The sequence below is a fragment of the Bradyrhizobium sp. HKCCYLRH3059 genome (genome assembly GCF_051168035.1).
Classification (GTDB): Bacteria; Pseudomonadota; Alphaproteobacteria; order Rhizobiales; family Xanthobacteraceae; genus Bradyrhizobium.
This window is the reverse complement of the sequence record NZ_JBNPUF010000001.1, coordinates 1,404,487-1,418,901: the sequence shown is the minus strand read 5'-3', so window position 1 is coordinate 1,418,901 and position 14,415 is coordinate 1,404,487. Positions and strand designations below refer to the sequence as shown.

Below are 14,415 nucleotides of genomic sequence, written 5' to 3'. Positions count from 1 at the left end.
CTCAATTGCTCCGGAAATCCAAGGTCTCGCGCTCGGTTAGCACATAATCCAGCGCCGCGTCGTGGGCCAAGGCCGGGATCGCCTCGGTTTCCTGCACGGCAAAGCCGAGGCCGACGCCGATGAGGTGATGCGATTTACGCAAGTGCGAGAAGGTGTAGTCGTAGTAGCCGCCGCCGTAACCGATGCGATGGCCGGTGCGGTCGAAGGCGGCGAGCGGGACCAGCATCACGTCCGGCACCAGCTCGGCCGCAACGGGCGACGGCTCGGGGATACCGAGCGAGCCCAATGTCAGCCGATCACCCGGCGACCACGCCCGGAAGGAGAGCGAATGGCCGCGCGCCAGGATGACCGGCAGTGCCAGCCGCGCGCCCTTCGCCGCCAGCACGCGCATCAGCGGCACCGGATCGAGCTCGTTGCGAATCGGCGCATAGCCGGAGACCACCTGGCCCGGCTCCAGCGCGAAGGGGAGCCCGCGCGCCGCGATGGCCTGCGCGGCGGCGCTGCGCGCCTCGTCGCTCAGCGCGTCGCGCGCGGCGAGGGCTGCAGCCCGCAGCTGCTGCTTGGTGTGCTGGACGGCCTTCATCGGCATGCGGCGGGATCTCCGTCAAGAGCTCGCGGACGCGGGCACTCCAACGTTCTCAGAAACGCAGCAGATCGGCAATCAAGGGGACAGAACAGAGGGAGAGAGACAAGCGCGAAGCCGCAATCGCCGTTGAAACGCTCGATCCCGGAGTTCCCTACGAAAGTAGGTGGGCACCATATGTCCAGGTCCACGGACCTGGCCAGGGACAGTTCCCTAAAGGATCGATAAGGCCCCGGGGATATGTTGGTTCCGGACGCGCGTCGCAGCCTCGCTGACGCAATGTAACCATGGCGGGGTGATTTTGCCAGCGGTGGAAGCGGATTGACGCGCGCTGCCGTTGTCCAACCTCGGCGTCGTCGCCCGGCTTGACCGGGCGCCCCCGTACGCCGAGGCAGCAGTGGTTGAGCCGACAGGCCGCGGCGTACCGGATCGCCCGCTTTTCGCGGGCGATGACAGTTGTCGGGTGGTAGGAGCCGGGCCGAACACGGCAGAGCAGATCAGAATAGGCATGGCATCGCGTCCTCGTGGCGCTCGGCGTCCGAGTTGTTCATTTGGCTCGCCCTCTCGACACAGAGGGCACAGGGAAGGCCGGGCGTCGGCTGACGCCCGTGGCCCGCCTGCGTAAAAAATGCAGGCGGCAGGTACCACAGGTGCAGCCGGAAACACCCGGCCTTCCCTGCGCGACGGTTTGAACGGCTGCTTCGCGATCTCCCTGGTGCGCCGGGCTTGTTGGCCACCATGCGCGACAACGCGCTTGCGCGCGTTGCGCGGGACACCAGCATCGGGGTGTCAGGACCACGCGACTTGACCGTACGTGCATCGCCGTTCGTCCGCGCGATCAACTCACGCTGCGGCAATCCACGCCCATCGCATCCCACTGCCAACGCCTCGTGACGGTCGCGACACGCCCCTCATGCGGCAGCAGGACGAGCGGAAGCATCCGCCTGATTTGCCCGACACGGCAAGCCATGCGGCCTGCGACATCGTAACGCGACGGGCAGTTTACGCATGATCGACATGCGCGGTTTGCCCGTCGTGCAGTTTACGACGTGCATCTGCTCCCGTGCCGCCAGCTCAACATTCCGCCGTCGTCCCGGCCTCGCGCGCCCTTGCGCCGAGGCAATTCAGGATCTCTCCGCAGATGCAGCCTGGATTGCTTCGCCTCGCCACTGCGCTCGCAATGACGCCGTGGTGATGACGGCGCTCCCGCGGCAGCGCCGCGTCGGCAGCGCATAGTCTTGCCACGATTCAGGCTCATCGACTTGGAGCTGAGGTTGTGGCAGATCATGCCTACATCCCAATGCCCTGTATCGTACATTGGAGTCCTGGCATGCGCTTCGATCTCAAAACCGTCACGGCCGCCTGCGCGCTACTGATCGCGTCGGCTGCTGCGAGCCTCGCCGCCGACGTCAAGATTCATCGCGTCTCGATCCAGGTCGATCAGAACGATCCGGCGATCATGAATCTCGCGCTGAACAACGCCACCAACATCATGGAGACGTTCAAGGAGAAGGGCGAGGAGGTCGAGATCGAACTCGTCACCTATGGACCCGGGCTGAACATGCTGCGCGAGGATACCTCGCCGGTGAAGGACCGGCTCAAGCAGATCGCCGAGCTCAGCTTTCCCGCCAAGATCAAGTTCTCCGCCTGCAACATCACCAAGCGCGGCATGGAGAAACGCGAAGGACATCCGATTGCGATCGTCACCGAAGCGAGCCTGGTGCCATCGGGCGCCGTCAGGCTGATGGAACTGCAGGAGAGCGGCTGGAGCTACCTGAAACCTTAGGTAGTTTCTGCCCCAAAACTGCCAGCTTTAGGGCTCATTGAGATACGACCTTGGATTGAGCTGTGTCATCAGTCTGCTCGGGGGATGGCGAGCAGACGCGATCGGGGACTAGTCACATGCACAGAGTACTCGCCCGGCCGGCGCTGCTGGCGCTGGCAACGCTTTCGGCTGCCTTGCTCACCCCCGTCGGCGCGGTGCTTGCGCAAGGGCAGTCCGCCGCTCCGCTCTCGATCAAGCCTGCGCGCGCGTCGGAACGGCGGGCCGTCGAGCCTCGGGTCTCCGAGACCCGCGCGCCCGAGCCACGGAGCGCCTCGGACGAAGCCGCCATCAAGACGCGCATGAACCAATGGACCGTCGGCCTGGCCGCGGGCCTGCCCGACGGTGGCTTCGTGCGCTTCGCCAGCGAGATGGCGCGGACCATGGACGACGGCGACAACATGCGCCTGATCCCGATGGTGACGCGCGGCACCACCTCGAACATCGCCGACCTGCTCTATCTGCGCGGTGTCGACGTCGCGATCACCTATGCCGATGCATTCGACTTCTATGCCAGGCAGGCAGGCCTTTCCAACATCAACGACCGCATCCGCTACGTGCTGCGCTTCTTCATCTCCGACGTGCACATCTATGCGCGCGAGGAGTTCAAGTCGCTGCAGGACCTGAAGGGCCAGAAGGTCGCGGTGGGCACGGCGGGCGTGGCCGCCGCCCACACCGGCCCACTGATCTTCCGGCGCCTCGGCATCGACATCGAGCCGGTCGCGGTCGGTGGCCCCGTCGCACTGGAGAAGCTGCACAAGGGCGAGATCGCCGCGATGGTATATGTCGCCTCCAAGCCCGGCGAACTGTTCAGCGGCAAGAAGGCGGATCCTGGATTCCACTTCGTGCCGGTGCCGTACACGCAGCAATTCTCGGACTTCTACTATCCGACCAGCATCAAGGCCGACACCTATCCAGGGCTGGTCGCACCCGACACCGCCGTGGAAACCATCGCCGTGCCGTCGGTGCTGGCCGTCTACAACTGGAAGCCCGGCAGCGACCGCGCCGACCGCGTCAACCGCTTCGTCGACACGCTGTTCACCAACCTCGCGCGGCTGCAGCAGCCGCCGTTCCATCCGGGCTGGAAGGATCTCAATCTCGAGGCCCAGGTGCCGGGCTGGCAGCGCTATCCGTATGTCGACGCCGTGCTGGAGCGGATGAAGAAGGAGGCCAATGTCGGCCTGCCGCCCGCCGCGGCCGGCAGTCTCTCGCAGCAGGAGCGCTTCGATGCCTTTCTCGAATCGCAGGCCAAGGCGCCGACCTCGAAGGCGGAGAAGGAGGAGCTGTATCGCTCCTTCCTGGACTGGAGCCGCAAGCGGCAGAAGTGAGCAGGCGATGGGCTGATGACAGCGGGCGAGGTGGTGGGCTGTCGACCATAAGTTCATTTGCATTCTCGCCCTAACGCTGGCGTGTTGCGAGACGCTGAAAAATAGTGAGACGAGATATGGCGGCTCGGGCAGTCAGCTCTCTCTCCCTGTTCTCGCGGGGAGAGGGTTGGGGTGAGGGGCCGACGCACGGGGAGTGCACGTCGTGAGACCTGTACTCCCTCACCCGGATTGCATCTGACGATGCAATCCGACCTCTCCCCGCAAGCGGGGCGAGGTACACCGAGCAAGCCGCCAAAGCGATCTTCCGACCCGCGACGATCAGCTCAACAACAACGCCATCCCCGGATCCCCCTTGGCCATCGCGCGCTGATAGGCCGGGCGCGCAGCGATGCGGGCGAGATAGGCGCGGATGTTGGGGAAGGGTCCGAGATCGTAGGGCAGGAAGTAGCGCATGGTGGTAAGCGAGAACACGGTCATGATGTCGGCGGTGGTGAGCGCGTTTCCCGCGAGATAATCCACCTCGCCGCAACGCGCCTCGACCAGCGCGAAGGCACGGTCGAGCCTCGCCCTGATGGCGCCGAGAACCGGATTGTCGTCGGGCAGATGCAGCCGGTTGAGGATCATCAGTCGGCCCATCGCCGCCTGCAACGTACCGTTGGCGAAATGAAGCCAGTAGAGGAACGGCGCGAAGCTGGGATCATCAGGCCCAGGCCGCAAGCGGTCTTGGCCGTAGGTCGCGGTAACGTAGTCGACGATCGCGCCGGATTCGGCGAGCACGAGATCGCCATCGGTGATCACGGGCGCCGCGCCGATCGGATGCAGCGCCTTGTACTCGGGCGGCGCCAGCATCGTCCGGGCGTCGCGCGTGTAGCATTTCAGTTCGTACGGAATTTCCAGCTCCTCGCAGAGCCAGACGATACGTTCGGACTGCGACTTGCCGAGGTGATGAACCGTGAGCATGCGCTATTTCACCATCGCGCCATAGACGATGTCCTGCACCTGCTCGCGATAATATTTGCGCAAGTCCCCGGGCGCCGCCGTGCCGACCACGACGACGAGACGCTCCCTGGGATCGCAGAAGAACTGCGTGCCATAGGCGCCGTTCCAGCTGAACTCACCGGGATTGCCGGGCACCGCCGACAGGCCCTCGCTGACGCGCACGGCGACGCCGAGCCCGAAGCTGAAGCCGGCGCGATGCGGCTCCACATTGGCGACGGTGTTCTTGATCTCGGGCCCGAGATGGTTGGAGGTCATGTGGTGCACCGTCTTCGGACTCAGGATGCGCGCGCCGTCGAGCTCGCCGCCATTGAGCAGCATCTGGCCGAAGCGGACGTAGTCGCCGATGGTGGCGAACGAGCAGACGCCGCCGCAGTCCGACTTGGTCGGCGTGTCCAGCAGCTTGATCGCCTGCGGCTTGCCGGTCAGCGGATTGTTCGGAAACGGATGCGCCAGCCGCGGGCGCTGTGCGTCGGTCGGCGCGAACGTCGCATCGGCCATGCCGAGCGGCTTCCAGAGATTGGCCGACAGATATTCCCCGAGCCGCTGCTCGCTGACCTTCTCGATCACGGCGCCGAGCACGTCGATGGAGAAGCCGTATTCGAACTGCGTGCCGGGCTGATGCGCCAGCGGCAGCTTGGTGATGCGCTCGATGAACGCCTGGGTGTCGCCTTCGATCGCAGGCGCGGTGCCGTCGGGATAGAGCCGCGCCACCGCGCTCGAGCTGTCCGGCCGGCCGCCATACATCAGGCCCGAGGTGTGGCGGTAGAGATCATGGATCAGGATGGGGCGGGCCTGCGGCACCAGCAGCAGCGCTCCGTTCTCCTGGGTGACGCCGACCTTCATGTCGGCGAATGCCGGATAGTAGTCGGCGAGCCTGGCCTGCAGCGGCAGCCGCCCCTGCTCCATCAGCATCAGCCCGCCGACCGCAGTCATCGGCTTGGTCATCGAGGCCAGGGCGAAGATCGCGTCGAGCGGCATCGGCGTGCCCTTGACCGGATCGAGCTGGCCGTAGGCCTTGTAATGCACGAGCTTGCCGTCACGCGCGATCGCCACGACGGCGCCGGGCACGCGCTTGGCGGCGATCTCGCGAGCGAAGAAATCATCCATGCGTGCGAGACCCGCCGGCGAGAAGCCGACCTCGTCGGGCTTGGCTTCCGGCAGCGGCGCGGCCGCGAGCTGCGTGATGATCATGGTGAAGGCTGTGGCTACGGCCGCCTTGAGCAGCGTCTTCATGGGCACTCCCTGATGCGCGGGCGATCCCGTTTGTCGCCACGGGATTCAATGGCTCCGCCTGGACAATGAGTAGAGGACACAGGGAGGAACGACAAGCGGTCGCAACACGATCGCATCGCGATGACGTGATCGGCTTCGCTGCCGCACAACGGCGTATCCGCGCGACCAATCGGAGGGGACGGGTGAGACCGCTGACACGCGAGATCACGCATGCTGAGGACAATCGGACTCATCCTTCACACGCTCTGGGCCATTTGTACGCTTGCGACCGGAGCCTTCGTCGGCGCAGCCGTCGGCTTTCACTATCATGGCTGGATCGGCGCCATTGTCCTCGGCGTCATCGGCCTGGGCGTCGGTAGCCTGGCGGCGGCCTACCCGCTGGAGACGATCGCGACGCTGTTGGAGGGTCTTTGACGCGAGGGCCATGTAGCCCGCATGAGCGAAGCGACGCCCGGGAAAGCGCGGGCACCGAGATGGTCTCGGATATCGCTGACCTTCATTGAGGCTACGGGCTGGGAACCGCCATGCCGGCCCCGTGTTGTTCGATGCAACGCGTTCGTCCAAACAGCCGCGCCATGACCGGACCCGAGCTCGCCAATCACTATCGCGGCTATATCGTGTGCCTGAATGCGCAGGCTTGGCCGCAGCTCGGCGATTTCGTGCACGAGCACGTCGTTCACAACGGCCGGCAGCTCGGACTCTCCGGCTATCGCGACATGCTGATCGGAAACTTCGCCGACATTCCCGATCTCCGTTTCAACATCGGCCTGCTGCTATCAGACCCGCCCCGCGTCGCGAGCCGGCTGTACTTCGACTGCACGCCATCCGGCGAATTTCTCGGGCTCGCCATCGACGGCCAGCGCGTCGCCTTCACCGAGAACGTGTTCTACGAATTCCGCGAGCGCAAGATCGTGGAGGTGTGGTCGGTCATCGACAAGGCCGCAATCGAGGCGCAGCTGTGAATGCGAACGCGTGGCGGCACCAGCCGCCCCAATGGGCTCAAGGCCGGGACGACACCTTGGATGAGGCGGCAGGTCAGACAATCGCTGATGGAGAGACCCACAACACGATGATACGTTGTCGCGAGGGCTTGAATCGTCTCACCCGATCGCCACACCACCGCCGATGGTGCGGTTCAGCACCTGTGTGGTGCGCTCGATGCGCTCGGCGGCGGCGTTCAGCGCCTTCGCCACCGCGACCTGCGTGGCACGGGCGCGGTCGCTGGCCTGGTTGCGGACGTTGCGCAGGCCTTCGAGCTCCTGCTCCAGCACCTGGACGCGCTGATTGGCATCGATCAGCTCATCGCACACGGTGAGCGCCGCCATCACGGTGAGTCGGGCGTCGCCGATCTCGCCGAACTTGCCGCGCAGATTGGTGATGCGCGTCTCGAGACTCTCCGCGAGCTTCAGCAGCCGCAGCTCCTGGCCCTCCTCGCAGGCCATGCGATATTGACGGCCGTTGATGGTGACGTTGATGTGGCTCATTCCTCGTCCTCATCATCATGCGCGGCGTCCTGCCCGTCGCCGCCAGCGAGCACCGCGCGGATGGTGCCGATCGCGGTGTCCAGGCGTTCGGCGATCTCGCGGTTGGTGCGCTCGAGCCGGCGCGTCTTCATCAGGGAGCCGTCGAGCTCGTCGGCGAGACGCGAGCGGTCGGCGCCGAGCGCCTGGATGCGCGTCGCCAGCTCGTCCTCGTCACGATCCGCCTCGCGCCGCCGCTCGACCGCGCTCTCCAGCGCGTCGAGGGCCGTCATCAGTCGCCGCGTCGCCGCCTCGAGATCGGCGGCGCCGGGTTCCACCTGGCCGGTAAGATTGGCAGGGTGATCGTTCATGGCACGGATGCGAGGCCCTCGGAGCAAGCGGGATGCGACAAAAGCGCTGTCCGGCAAGCGGTTACGGGCAAAATCTTACGTGGTGGGCGAGCCAAGCGCAACGCTCGGCCGAAACTATGCACTACTAAGCAACTTTTGGGAGGTTCCCGGCGTTGCAGAACCTTTGATTCCCGGAACCGAGGTGCTAATCAGCCCGCAAAATCCCGGCCCGCCAGCAATACCGGCGGCGCTCCTGTCATCAGCATTTCACGTTTGGACGGATTCCAGCATGACGCAGGTCGATCACTCCCGCATGGCCAACGCCATCCGCGGGCTCGCAATGGACGCCGTCGAGAAGGCCAAATCGGGCCATCCCGGCCTGCCGATGGGCGCGGCGGACGTCGCCACAGTGCTGTTCACCCGCGTGCTGAAATACGATGCCGCAGCGCCCGCCTGGCCGGACCGCGACCGCTTCGTGCTGTCGGCCGGCCACGGCTCGATGCTGCTCTATGCGCTGCTGTATCTGACCGGCAACGAGGAGATGACGCTCGACCAGATCAAGCGCTTCCGCCAGGTCGGTTCGCTCACCCCCGGCCATCCGGAGAATTTCCGCACCAAGGGCATCGAGACCACCACCGGCCCGCTCGGCCAGGGCATCTCCACCGCGGTCGGCATGGCGCTGGCCGAGAAGATGCTGCAGGCGGAATACGGCAAGAAGATCGTCGACCACCACACCTATGTGCTGGCCTCGGACGGCGACCTGATGGAGGGCATCTCCCAGGAAGCGATCGCGATGGCCGGGCACTGGAAGCTCAACAAGCTGATCGTGCTGTGGGACGACAACGGGATCTCGATCGACGGCCCGCTGTCGATCGCCGACTCGGTCGACCAGGTGAAGCGCTTCAAGGCGTGCGGCTGGGCCGCCGAGCTGATCGACGGCCATGATCCCGAGGCGATTGCGGCCGCGATCGCGCGGGCGCAGAAGTCGTCGAAGCCGTCGCTGATCGCCTGCAAGACCACCATCGGCTACGGCGCGCCGACCAAGGCCGGCACCTCCAAGGTGCATGGCGAGGCGCTCGGCGCGGAGGAATTGAAGGGCGCCAAGGAGAAGCTCGGCATTTCGCAGGAGCCGTTCTCCGTGCCCGACGACGTGCTCGCCGCCTGGCGCGAGGCCGGCCGCCGCGGCGCAACCGCACGGGCGGAGTGGGAGACCCGGCTCGGCGAGATGGGCCCGCGCAAGCGCGCCGAGTTCGAACGGCGGCTGCGCCACGAGCGGCCCGCCGCGCTGGCGAAGGCGCTGAAGGACCACAAGAAGGCGCTGCTGGAGACCCCGCTCAACGTCGCCACCCGCAAATCGTCGGAGGCCGCGATCGAGGTGATCGCAGCCGCCATGCCGTTCGAGTTCGTGGCCGGCTCCGCCGACCTCACCGGCTCCAACAACAACAAGGCGAAGTCGGCCGTCTCGTTCTCGGCCAAGACGCCGAAGGGCCGCTTCATCCACTACGGCATCCGTGAGCACGGCATGGCCGCCTGCATGAACGGCATCTTCCTGCATGGCGGCTTCGCGCCGAACGGCGCCACCTTCCTAGTGTTCTCGGACTACGCGCGCGGTGCTATCAGGCTGTCGGCGCTGATGGGCGCGGGCGTCGTCTATGTGCTGACGCATGATTCGATCGGCCTCGGCGAGGACGGCCCGACGCACCAGCCGGTCGAGCATCTGGCGGCGCTGCGCGCGATCCCGAACATGCGCGTGTTCCGGCCGTGCGACGCGGTCGAGACCGCCGAATGCTGGGAGCTGGCGCTGAACCGCACCAACGGCCCGACCGTGCTTGCGCTGACGCGGCAGAACCTGCCGCAGCTGCGCACCAATGCGCCGACGGACAATCCGTGCAGCCGCGGCGGCTACGAGCTCGTCGCCGCGCAAGGCGAGGCCAAGGTGTCGCTGTTCGCGACCGGCTCCGAGGTCGAGATCGCCGTGGCCGCGCAGAAGCAGCTCGCCGAGCGTGGCATCCCAGCCCGCGTCGTCTCGGTGCCGTCGCTGGAGCTGCTGCTCGAGCAGCCGGCCGAGGCCAGGGCCAAGATCATCGGCAACGCTCCGGTCAAGATCGCCATCGAGGCCGCGGTGCGCTGGGGCTGGGATGCGGTGATCGGCCAGGACGGCATCTTCATCGGCATGCATTCGTTCGGCGAGAGCGGCCCGGCCAAGGAGCTCTACAAGCATTTCGGCATCACCGCCGAGGCGGCTGTCGCGGCGGCCGTACAGCGGCTGGCGTAAAGCCCACTCGATCCTGCGCGGCGGTTCACCAAATCAGGAGCGCCGCGCGAACATGATTCGCGACGGTTGAGCGAGCGCAAAAAAAGGACTACGAAAGGGCCATATCGTCCGCTCGCGCCCGGCAGAACCGGGCGTCAACAGGTCCAAACCCTCGTAGAGCCCTTGCCAGGGGCCGGCTGCGAGGGACGAGAAACGTCATTGAAGGAGACGAAAATGGCAGTCCGGGTCGGGATCAACGGGTTTGGCCGCATCGGCCGCAACGTTCTGCGCGCCATCGCGGAATCGGGTCGCAAGGACATCGTGGTGGTCGGCATCAACGATCTCGGCCCGGTCGAGACCAACGCCCACCTGCTGCGCTTCGACAGCGTGCACGGCCGCTTCCCCCATACCGTGACCGTCGACGGCGACACGATCGATATCGGCCACGGCAAGATCAAGGTCACCGCCGAGCGTGATCCGTCGAAGCTGCCCTGGAAGGACCTTGGCGTCGACATCGCGCTGGAATGCACCGGCATCTTCACCTCCAAGGACAAGGCCTCCGCGCATCTGACCGCCGGCGCCAAGCGCGTGCTGGTCTCGGCCCCGGCCGACGGCGCCGACGCCACCATCGTCTACGGCGTCAATCACACGACGCTGACCAAGGATCACCTCGTCGTCTCCAACGGCTCCTGCACCACCAACTGCCTGGCGCCGATCGCCAAGGTGCTGAACGACACGGTCGGCATCGAGACCGGCTTCATGACCACGATCCACGCCTACACCGGCGACCAGCCGACGCTCGACACCATGCACAAGGATCTCTATCGCGGCCGCGCGGCGGCGATGTCGATGATCCCGACCTCGACCGGCGCGGCCAAGGCGATCGGCCTGGTGCTGCCCGAGCTGAAGGGCAAGCTCGACGGCGTCGCGATCCGGGTGCCGACGCCGAACGTCTCGGTGGTGGATCTCAAGATCGTCGCCAAGCGCAACACCGATCCGAAGGAAATCAACGAGGCGATGAAGCGCGCCGCCGAGCAGGAGCTCAAGGGCGTGCTCGGCTACACCACCGCGCCGAACGTCTCGATCGACTTCAACCACGATCCGCACTCCTCGACGTTCCACATGGACCAGACCAAGGTCATGAACGGCAACCTCGTGCGCGTGATGTCCTGGTACGACAACGAGTGGGGCTTCTCCAACCGCATGGCCGACACCGCCGTCGCGATGGGCAAGCTGCTCTAACTCTCGCCCAGTCATTCCGGGGCGCCTTGCAGAGAGGCCCCCGGAATCTCGAGATCCGGGTGCGGTCCTGCGGACCGCCCCGGAACGACGGCTGAGGAAGCGCGATGACCCTTCCCAACTGGCTTGGAATCCCCGGCGCGCTGCTGCTGATCGGCCTGATTGCCTATGGTTTCCGCCAAGGCATGCGGGTGACGACGAAGCAGGAAGGCGATCCGCCGGAAAACACCAACGGCTACAATCAGCCCTGATAGTCCCTCGTTCAACGGTGGCTTCAATGAAACAATTCCGCACCCTCGACGACGTCGACGTCAAAGGCAAACGCGTGCTGCTGCGCGTCGACCTGAACGTGCCCATGGAGAATGGCCACGTCAGCGATGCGACGCGCCTGGAGCGCGTCGCGCCGACCATCAATGAGATCGCGACCAAGGGCGGCAAGGTCATCCTGCTCGCGCATTTCGGCCGGCCGAAGGGGCGCGATGCCAAGGACTCGCTGAAGCCGGTCGCCACTGCGCTCTCGCAGGTGATCAAGCGTCCTGTCGCCTTTGCCGACGATTGCGTCGGCGAGCCGGCGGCGACCGCCATCGCCGCGATGAAGGACGGCGACGTGCTGTGCCTGGAGAACACGCGCTTCCACAAGGAGGAAGAGAAGAACGATCCGGCGTTCGTCGCCGAGCTCGCCAAGCTCGGTGACATCTGGGTCAACGACGCCTTCTCCGCCGCGCACCGCGCCCACGCCTCGACCGAGGGCCTCGGCCACAAGCTGCCGGCCTATGCCGGCCGCACCATGCAGGCCGAGCTCGACGCGCTCGACAAGGCGCTGGGACGGCCGGCCAAGCCGGTCATCGCGATCGTCGGCGGCGCCAAGGTCTCGACCAAGATCGACCTGTTGGAAAACCTCGTCACCAAGGTCGATGCGCTGGTGATCGGCGGCGGCATGGCCAACACCTTCCTGCATGCCCAGGGCGTGCAGATCGGCAAGTCGCTGGCTGAGAAGGATCTCGCCGCCACCGCGCTCAGGATCATGGAGAAGGCCGAGGCCTCGAACTGCGCCATCATCCTGCCGGTGGATGCCACCGTTTCGTATCACTTCGCGGCCAACTCGCCGTCCTTCGCCTATGGCCTCGACGCCATCCCGCCGGACAGCATGATCCTCGACGTCGGCCCGCAATCGACCGCCCGCATCCATGCCGCGATCGACGACGCCGCGACGCTGGTGTGGAACGGTCCGCTCGGCGCCTTCGAGCTGACGCCGTTCGACCGCGGCACGATGGTCGCCGCCAAGCACGCGGCCGAGCGTACCAAGGCCAAGAAGCTGGTCTCGGTGGCCGGCGGTGGCGATACCGTCGCCGCGCTCAACCAGGCCGGAGTTGCCTCGGACTTCACCTATGTCTCGACCGCCGGCGGCGCTTTCCTGGAGTGGATGGAAGGCAAGCCGCTGCCGGGCGTCGAGGTGCTGAAGATCTGATTTCTTGAACGTTGTCGGCCATGGATGTTTCTGTTATGTTCCATCCATGGTCGAGACTCCGACAGACCATTCGATCCTGATCAAGATCCAGGAGAGCATTGCTGCGCTCCGGACAGAGGTCGGACAGTTCAGGCTGGATAATCGAGCCGAGCACGAGCGCATGGAAGCCTTGATCCGCAAGCAGCGTCGGGACTCTGCCGGCATGCTGGTGATGATGCGCGCGGCCGCCAGTGACTTCGACGAGCGTGTCACCGAGGTCGAGGAGCGCATCGCTGCTCTTGAAGCCAGGAAGACCTGATCTCCCATCGTTGAGCTACCGGCAACGCGCCGGCCCTACGCGCTAACCCTAGACATATCCTGACCGCCTCCTCCTCCAGGCTGCGTCGCCACTGCCCTTGGAATCCGCCCACCACCGCGTTATGCACGGTGCAGCAGTTTCGGCGCGTGCGCATCCTGCCGCACGGTCCAATCCTTAATCTCAGGGAGTTCCAGCCATGGCTCGTATCACGTTGCGTCAATTGCTCGACCACGCGGCGGAAAATGACTACGGCGTCCCGGCGTTCAACATCAACAACATGGAGCAGGCGCTGGCGATCATGGAGGCGGCCAATGCGGTCGACGCGCCGGTCATCATCCAGGCCTCGCGCGGCGCCCGCTCCTATGCCAACGACGTCATGCTCAAGCACATGATGGACGCGGTCACCGAGATCTATCCGCACATTCCGGTGTGCGTGCATCTCGATCATGGCAACGGTCCCGACACCTGCATGACCGCGATCCAGTCCGGCTTCACCTCGGTGATGATGGACGGCTCGCTGAAGGCCGACGGCAAGACCCCGGCTGACTGGGACTACAATGTCGGCGTCACCAAGACGGTCGCCACCATGGCGCATCTCGGCGGCATCTCGGTCGAGGGCGAGCTCGGCGTGCTCGGCTCGCTCGAGACCGGCATGGGCGACAAGGAGGACGGCCACGGCGCCGAGGGCAAGCTGTCGCACGACCAGCTGCTGACCAATCCGGACGAGGCCGTGAAGTTCGTGCGTGAGACGCAGGTCGACGCGCTCGCGATCGCGATGGGAACGTCGCACGGTGCTTACAAATTCACGCGCAAGCCGGACGGCGACATCCTCGCCATGAACGTGATCGAGGAGATCCACCGCAAGCTGCCGAACACGCATCTGGTGATGCACGGCTCGTCCTCGGTGCCGCAGGATCTGCAGGAGATCATCAACACCTATGGCGGCAAGATGAAGCCGACCTGGGGCGTGCCGGTCAGCGAGATCCAGCGCGGCATCAAGAACGGCGTCCGCAAGATCAACATCGACACCGACAACCGCATGGCGATGACCGGCCAGATCCGCAAGGTGCTGTCGGAGCACCCGGAGGAATTCGATCCGCGCAAGTACCTGAAGCCGGCGATGGAGGCGATGGCCAAGCTGTGCAAGCAGCGCCTGCAGGAGTTCAACACCGCCGGCCAGGCCTCGAAGATCAAGCGCGTGCTGACGACGGCCGAGATGGCCAAGCGCTACGCCAACGGCGAGCTCGCCCCGAAGGTCGCGTGAGCGTTCGTCGTGTAGTTCGACCTTCGCCCTGAACTCGGTGTGCTCCCCTCCCCCTTGCGGGTAGGGCTATCGCATCTGGCGCTTTACGTCTTGCGCCCGCCTTTTTCCACTTCGTCA

The 14,415-nt window shown here is 65.5% G+C and carries 15 protein-coding genes and 1 other RNA gene; 10 read left to right on the top strand and 6 right to left on the bottom strand.

Features of this window, described 5'->3' with window-relative positions; genetic code table 11:
* Position 1: 1 nt before the first annotated feature.
* Together ACQR13_RS06485 and ssrS are read right to left on the bottom strand one after the other, a co-directional pair.
* Positions 2-583: a 5-formyltetrahydrofolate cyclo-ligase gene (locus ACQR13_RS06485; RefSeq protein ID WP_315714372.1), complete on the bottom strand. Its 582-nt coding sequence runs from the start codon at positions 581-583 to the stop codon at positions 2-4.
* A 110-nt stretch (positions 584-693) separates the two neighbouring features.
* A non-coding RNA gene (ssrS, locus tag ACQR13_RS06480) (6S RNA) lies at positions 694-855 on the bottom strand.
* Between the two features lie 1,058 nt (positions 856-1,913).
* On the opposite strand from ssrS, the gene ACQR13_RS06475 reads away from it, so the two are divergent.
* Complete coding sequence (locus ACQR13_RS06475; RefSeq protein WP_315826031.1) at positions 1,914-2,369, top strand: DsrE family protein; 456 nt, start codon at positions 1,914-1,916, stop codon at positions 2,367-2,369.
* Positions 2,370-2,485: 116 nt separating this feature from the next.
* Positions 2,486-3,733, top strand: coding sequence for a TAXI family TRAP transporter solute-binding subunit (locus ACQR13_RS06470; RefSeq protein WP_315713918.1), 1,248 nt, complete (start codon positions 2,486-2,488; stop codon positions 3,731-3,733).
* Between the two features lie 318 nt (positions 3,734-4,051).
* Here ACQR13_RS06470 and ACQR13_RS06465 read toward each other — a convergent pair whose 3' ends face one another.
* Complete coding sequence (locus ACQR13_RS06465; protein ID WP_316193527.1) at positions 4,052-4,693, bottom strand: glutathione S-transferase family protein; 642 nt, start codon at positions 4,691-4,693, stop codon at positions 4,052-4,054.
* A gap of 3 nt (positions 4,694-4,696) precedes the next feature.
* Positions 4,697-5,965, bottom strand: coding sequence for a serine hydrolase domain-containing protein (locus ACQR13_RS06460; protein ID WP_316193526.1), 1,269 nt, complete (start codon positions 5,963-5,965; stop codon positions 4,697-4,699).
* A 210-nt stretch (positions 5,966-6,175) separates the two neighbouring features.
* On the opposite strand from ACQR13_RS06460, the gene ACQR13_RS06455 reads away from it, so the two are divergent.
* Positions 6,176-6,379 (top strand): hypothetical protein, encoded by a 204-nt coding sequence (locus tag ACQR13_RS06455; protein WP_315713915.1) that lies wholly within the window; start codon positions 6,176-6,178, stop codon positions 6,377-6,379.
* A gap of 161 nt (positions 6,380-6,540) precedes the next feature.
* The gene (locus ACQR13_RS06450; RefSeq protein ID WP_315713914.1) at positions 6,541-6,927 is read left to right on the top strand and encodes an ester cyclase; all 387 of its coding nucleotides are present in this window, start codon (positions 6,541-6,543) and stop codon (positions 6,925-6,927) included.
* A gap of 138 nt (positions 6,928-7,065) precedes the next feature.
* Here ACQR13_RS06450 and ACQR13_RS06445 read toward each other — a convergent pair whose 3' ends face one another.
* Positions 7,066-7,449 carry a cell division protein ZapA gene (locus ACQR13_RS06445; protein ID WP_284423241.1) on the bottom strand — a complete coding sequence of 128 codons (384 nt, stop codon included), beginning with the start codon at positions 7,447-7,449 and terminating at the stop codon, positions 7,066-7,068.
* Complete coding sequence (locus ACQR13_RS06440; RefSeq protein WP_315713913.1) at positions 7,446-7,796, bottom strand: DUF4164 domain-containing protein; 351 nt, start codon at positions 7,794-7,796, stop codon at positions 7,446-7,448. The genes ACQR13_RS06445 and ACQR13_RS06440 overlap by 4 nt, the downstream gene beginning before the upstream one ends.
* Positions 7,797-8,064: 268 nt before the next feature.
* Here ACQR13_RS06440 and tkt point away from each other — a divergent pair, with 268 nt between their 5' ends.
* The 6 genes from tkt (at position 8,065) to fba (ending at position 14,298) form a co-directional block, all read left to right on the top strand.
* On the top strand, positions 8,065-10,050 hold the full coding sequence (gene tkt, locus ACQR13_RS06435) for a transketolase (RefSeq protein WP_316201445.1): 1,986 nt from the start codon (positions 8,065-8,067) through the stop codon (positions 10,048-10,050).
* 213 nt (positions 10,051-10,263) lie between these two features.
* Positions 10,264-11,271, top strand: coding sequence for a type I glyceraldehyde-3-phosphate dehydrogenase (gap, locus tag ACQR13_RS06430; RefSeq protein ID WP_316201447.1), 1,008 nt, complete (start codon positions 10,264-10,266; stop codon positions 11,269-11,271).
* 104 nt (positions 11,272-11,375) lie between these two features.
* The gene (locus ACQR13_RS06425) at positions 11,376-11,519 is read left to right on the top strand and encodes a hypothetical protein (RefSeq protein WP_315713910.1); all 144 of its coding nucleotides are present in this window, start codon (positions 11,376-11,378) and stop codon (positions 11,517-11,519) included.
* Positions 11,520-11,545: 26 nt separating this feature from the next.
* Positions 11,546-12,736, top strand: a complete 1,191-nt coding sequence (locus ACQR13_RS06420; RefSeq protein ID WP_315752611.1) for a phosphoglycerate kinase — start codon at positions 11,546-11,548, stop codon at positions 12,734-12,736.
* Positions 12,737-12,782: 46 nt separating this feature from the next.
* Complete coding sequence (locus tag ACQR13_RS06415) at positions 12,783-13,034, top strand: hypothetical protein (protein ID WP_315752610.1); 252 nt, start codon at positions 12,783-12,785, stop codon at positions 13,032-13,034.
* Positions 13,035-13,230: 196 nt separating this feature from the next.
* The gene (gene fba / locus ACQR13_RS06410) at positions 13,231-14,298 is read left to right on the top strand and encodes a class II fructose-bisphosphate aldolase (protein ID WP_315752609.1); all 1,068 of its coding nucleotides are present in this window, start codon (positions 13,231-13,233) and stop codon (positions 14,296-14,298) included.
* Positions 14,299-14,415: the final 117 nt, after the last annotated feature.

Bases quoted from the DNA above. Each gene is read 5' to 3' on its own strand.
- ACQR13_RS06485 (WP_315714372.1), bottom strand. From the start codon at position 583: ATGAAGGCCGTCCAGCACACCAAGCAGCAGCTGCGGGCTGCAGCCCTC.
- ACQR13_RS06475 (WP_315826031.1), top strand. From the start codon at position 1,914: ATGCGCTTCGATCTCAAAACCGTCACGGCCGCCTGCGCGCTACTGATC.
- ACQR13_RS06470 (WP_315713918.1), top strand. From the start codon at position 2,486: ATGCACAGAGTACTCGCCCGGCCGGCGCTGCTGGCGCTGGCAACGCTT.
- ACQR13_RS06465 (WP_316193527.1), bottom strand. From the start codon at position 4,693: ATGCTCACGGTTCATCACCTCGGCAAGTCGCAGTCCGAACGTATCGTC.
- ACQR13_RS06460 (WP_316193526.1), bottom strand. From the start codon at position 5,965: ATGAAGACGCTGCTCAAGGCGGCCGTAGCCACAGCCTTCACCATGATC.
- ACQR13_RS06455 (WP_315713915.1), top strand. From the start codon at position 6,176: ATGCTGAGGACAATCGGACTCATCCTTCACACGCTCTGGGCCATTTGT.
- ACQR13_RS06450 (WP_315713914.1), top strand. From the start codon at position 6,541: ATGACCGGACCCGAGCTCGCCAATCACTATCGCGGCTATATCGTGTGC.
- ACQR13_RS06445 (WP_284423241.1), bottom strand. From the start codon at position 7,449: ATGAGCCACATCAACGTCACCATCAACGGCCGTCAATATCGCATGGCC.
- ACQR13_RS06440 (WP_315713913.1), bottom strand. From the start codon at position 7,796: ATGAACGATCACCCTGCCAATCTTACCGGCCAGGTGGAACCCGGCGCC.
- tkt (WP_316201445.1), top strand. From the start codon at position 8,065: ATGACGCAGGTCGATCACTCCCGCATGGCCAACGCCATCCGCGGGCTC.
- gap (WP_316201447.1), top strand. From the start codon at position 10,264: ATGGCAGTCCGGGTCGGGATCAACGGGTTTGGCCGCATCGGCCGCAAC.
- ACQR13_RS06425 (WP_315713910.1), top strand. From the start codon at position 11,376: ATGACCCTTCCCAACTGGCTTGGAATCCCCGGCGCGCTGCTGCTGATC.
- ACQR13_RS06420 (WP_315752611.1), top strand. From the start codon at position 11,546: ATGAAACAATTCCGCACCCTCGACGACGTCGACGTCAAAGGCAAACGC.
- ACQR13_RS06415 (WP_315752610.1), top strand. From the start codon at position 12,783: ATGGTCGAGACTCCGACAGACCATTCGATCCTGATCAAGATCCAGGAG.
- fba (WP_315752609.1), top strand. From the start codon at position 13,231: ATGGCTCGTATCACGTTGCGTCAATTGCTCGACCACGCGGCGGAAAAT.